The following is a 3,606-nucleotide window of genomic DNA, read 5'->3' on the forward strand; positions in this document are numbered from 1 at the left end:
CCCATATTGAGAAGTGCGCAAACGAAGGGTATGTAGAATGGTTTTATAGAAATACCGAGGGTTAATATTACAAAATATAGCGCGGCGCTCATAGCAAGCCACTGGATTGAAGAGATTAAGACGAAAAAGGCCAGATTTAACGGAGAATTTATGCGCTTGAGGTTTTCCTGAATCTCTATTATCCTTTTTGCAAATTTTATAAAAAGTGGTTTCTCAATTTTCGTGAGCTTATCTGCAATAATATTTGCAATGTTTTTTTTGCTCATTATAATCATCATTATGATACATACTATAAGCAGGGCTATGAGTATATAGATTGCCTGCGATACCCTTGGAGGGAGGCTATGCCTTGGAAAAAAAAGGAAGGTTATTACCAGCAATCCTGTAAGGTCGAAAAACCTGTCCACAAAAACTGTGGATACGGTGTATGTAAAGGAAAGCCCCCTTTTTTTTGATAAGACGTAACCCCTTGCTATTTCTCCAATCCTTGCGGGTAGCACGTTGTTTATAAATAGACCAATCATGAGTGCCACGAATGTTTCACGCAATCTTACATTGTTACCTGTTATCTTTGACCATTTATAGGCAGAGAGGGTGGCTGCAACAAAGATGAATAGCACGGGGATAAGCACAAGCCTGTAATCTGCCCTTTTCAGGATTATCAAAATTTCATGGAATTGTATACCCTTTAAGGAAAAGTAAAGAAGAATAATACTTATGACAACCCCGGCCACTGTAATAAAATGATTCTTTTTCACACTGGAACCCTCCTGCCTGTGCCAGCATGGCAGACAGGTTTTGTATAGTTCGCACAATATATACCGATGCAAACAAATATAAGCCCTGATATCAGTCCAATTGTCAGCTGTTCTTTCAGTATAAAAATGCCGGAAAACACACCGAAGACAGGCGTGAGAAACGTAAAAATAGAAAGTTTTCCCACAGGGTAGGTGTGTATTAACTTGAACCACATGAGATAGGAGGCAAAGGCGACGATTACAGACTGGTATACGATAGATCCGATAACGAGGGGGTTGATGTCTCTTATCCATACATCTTCGAGTACGTATGCGCATACAAATATTACGGGTATTGAGAATACAAGCTGATAGAGGAATGTATTGATAGGATGAACCTTTTGGGCTAAATACTTTTTTATATAAAGGGTTGTGGCTCCCCAGAATATGGCTGCCATAATCTCAAGTATATCACCGAGTAGCATAAGTCTGCTGTGTGTGGCAGGTTTTCCTTTGAATACGAGGTAAATCCCGAGAAAGGCAAATATCAAACCTACAGTCTTTATTATGTTGAGCCTTTCCTTAAGGAATATATGCGCTCCTATAGCAACCACAAAGGGTGAGAGGTAGATAAATATGGCTGACCTTGCTGCATCAGTGTAAAGCATTCCAAGATAGAGGCATACGAATTCTAACCCGAAAAGCATGCCTACAATAAATCCGTGGAATAAGGTTATACCTTTGTGAAAGAGGGGCTGTTTTATAATTATGCAATAGACTATGCCGAAGAGTGATGCGATGAATGACCTGAGAAAGGTGGTAAAAATCGGTGAGAGACCGCTATTTGAGAATTTTATAGCAGGGTAGTTTAGCCCCCATAAGAAGGTTAGCATTAGGATTGTAATAAAGCCTCTCAGATCTATGTAATCTTTCGTCATTGGTTAATCATCCCTTTGCTGTAAGGCTGGTAGCTCAATTATTCCTTGACAACCTTATACCTTTTTTGTTCTATTAAATCAACGAAAAGTCAGGGTTTGAAGGGGGTTTTGATGAAAAGGATTGGAATTGTTGGGACAGGTTCATATCTGCCTGAAAAGGTTATGACCAACTATGATATTGAGAAATTTCTCGATACATCAGACGAGTGGATTTACACGAGAACAGGTGTAAAAGAGAGAAGAATAGCGGATAAGAATGTTGCAACATCTGATTTATGCAAGATAGCAAGTGAAAAGGCTATGGATATGGCTGGTGTGAAACCGGAAGATATTGACCTCCTTATCCTTGCAACGATAACACCCGATACCCATTGTCCTGCTGGTGCAAACTGGCTTGAGGCAAAGCTGAGATGTGAGCATGCCGTATCTTTTGACATTACTGCTGCATGTTCAGGTTTTATCTTTGCCCTCCATGTGGCAGACAAGCTTATAAGGGCAGGTACAAATAAGATTGCACTTGTTGCAGCAGGTGAGATTATGAGCAGGGTGGTGGACTGGAAAGAGAGGGAAAGCTGTATACTCTGGGGTGACGGGGCAGGTGCGGCAGTAGTCACAGAAACAGAAACAGGTGCGGAGATTCTGTCTACCCACATCCATTCAGATGGGAGAAGTGGTGATACCCTGCTGATGCCAGGTGGCGGGTCCAAGACCACCCCTATATCCCATGAGAGTGTTGATAAAGGCCTCCATTTTCTGAAGATGATAGAGGCAAATAAGTCTTTTAAGGTTGCAGTCAGTAGATTTGCCGAAGCCTGCCAGGAGGCTATTGAGGCCAATGGTTATACGATCAATGACGTTGACGTTATCATTCCCCATCAGGCAAACTTAAGAATCATTCAGGGGATGGCTAAAAAGCTTAAAATACCTATGGATAGAATCTACATGACCATTGAAAAATATGGTAATATATCCTCTGCGACAGTACCTATTGCCCTTGATGAAGCTGTAAGAAACGGAACAATTGTAAAGGGTAAACTTGTTCTTTTAACAGCATTTGGTGGTGGTCTTACGTGGGGCAGTTCCTTGATAAGATGGTAAGAGAAGTGGTGAGTGATGAGTGGCAAGTGGTTAGTGGTAAGTGGTGAGTGACGAGTGGTGAGTGATTTGGGTTTTAGATTTTGCTTATCACTAATCACTGTTTCTATCCGGAGGGATGGCTGAGTGGCCGAAAGCGGCGGTCTTGAAAACCGTTGGGCGTTTACGCGCCCCGTGGGTTCAAATCCTACTCCCTCCGCCACCTAAAAGCAGTGAATAGTGATAAGTGTTGAGTGAATAGTGGTGAATAAATTGCAAAAAAAGGTTGTGTATGATATTAAAATCTTATATTTCAACGGGCTGTTGCCCAAATACTTCTTTTATAGCCATTACTGCCGGAAGAGCTTTGCGGCTCTTTCGAGCCGGGAAACGTACTCGATGCGCGGCTTCGAGCATTTTTGGGTAACCCACTCGGCAAGAATAAACGTTCCGCCCTGTCTGCCGACAGGCAGGAGGACAATGTTGCTCACATCCGTTCGCAATGAAACCGTACGTACTGTTTGATCCCGTTATAGACGGGAGAGTTCACGAATTGAGTGAAATTCGAGTCGGTAGTGGGTAAAAACGCGCAGCGGAGCAGCGAGAGAAATAGCGGATTATTGGATAGCCATGAATATTAAAAACTTAGAGAGCTTTTTGTCACCTATGAGTATGAGATTAAAGCTTTTACTTTTTCTTGTTCCTTCCATGCTTGCGTTGTTCGGTTTATTGATATTTGCCAACCTTAAAATCACTAAGAAAACGGTTCTTGAGCATATGGGACATGAAGCACATTATGCTGCGCTTTCTTTGGCAAATGAAGTAGATATCCTTACTGAATCTTCACGGAAGATTGC

The 3,606-nt window shown here is 41.9% G+C and carries 4 protein-coding genes and 1 tRNA gene; 3 read left to right on the plus strand and 2 right to left on the minus strand.

Annotated elements, in window-relative coordinates:
- Positions 1–758, minus strand: a 758-nt coding sequence (locus tag NTU69_09135; GenBank protein MCX5803672.1) for a lysylphosphatidylglycerol synthase transmembrane domain-containing protein, incomplete at its 3' end; no start/stop codon positions are given.
- Positions 755–1,675 carry a DMT family transporter gene (locus NTU69_09140; GenBank protein MCX5803673.1) on the minus strand — a complete coding sequence of 307 codons (921 nt, stop codon included), beginning with the start codon at positions 1,673–1,675 and terminating at the stop codon, positions 755–757. The genes NTU69_09140 and NTU69_09135, both read right to left, overlap by 4 nt.
- Before the next feature lie 111 nt (positions 1,676–1,786).
- Between NTU69_09140 and NTU69_09145 the strand changes: the two genes are divergently transcribed.
- The 3 genes from NTU69_09145 to NTU69_09155 form a co-directional block, all read left to right on the plus strand.
- Positions 1,787–2,773 (plus strand): ketoacyl-ACP synthase III, encoded by a 987-nt coding sequence (locus NTU69_09145; GenBank protein ID MCX5803674.1) that lies wholly within the window; start codon positions 1,787–1,789, stop codon positions 2,771–2,773.
- A gap of 109 nt (positions 2,774–2,882) precedes the next feature.
- A tRNA-Ser gene (locus NTU69_09150) sits at positions 2,883–2,972 on the plus strand.
- A gap of 443 nt (positions 2,973–3,415) precedes the next feature.
- The coding region (locus NTU69_09155; protein MCX5803675.1) for a hypothetical protein at positions 3,416–3,606 on the plus strand (191 nt) is incomplete at its 3' end.

The sequence above is a fragment of the Pseudomonadota bacterium genome, from assembly GCA_026388215.1.
Classification (GTDB): domain Bacteria; phylum Desulfobacterota; class Syntrophorhabdia; order Syntrophorhabdales; family Syntrophorhabdaceae; genus JAPLKF01.

Excerpts from the sequence above, each read along its gene's own strand:
- NTU69_09145 (MCX5803674.1), top strand. The coding sequence starts at position 1,787 with ATGAAAAGGATTGGAATTGTTGGGACAGGTTCATATCTGCCTGAAAAG.
- NTU69_09140 (MCX5803673.1), bottom strand. The coding sequence starts at position 1,675 with ATGACGAAAGATTACATAGATCTGAGAGGCTTTATTACAATCCTAATG.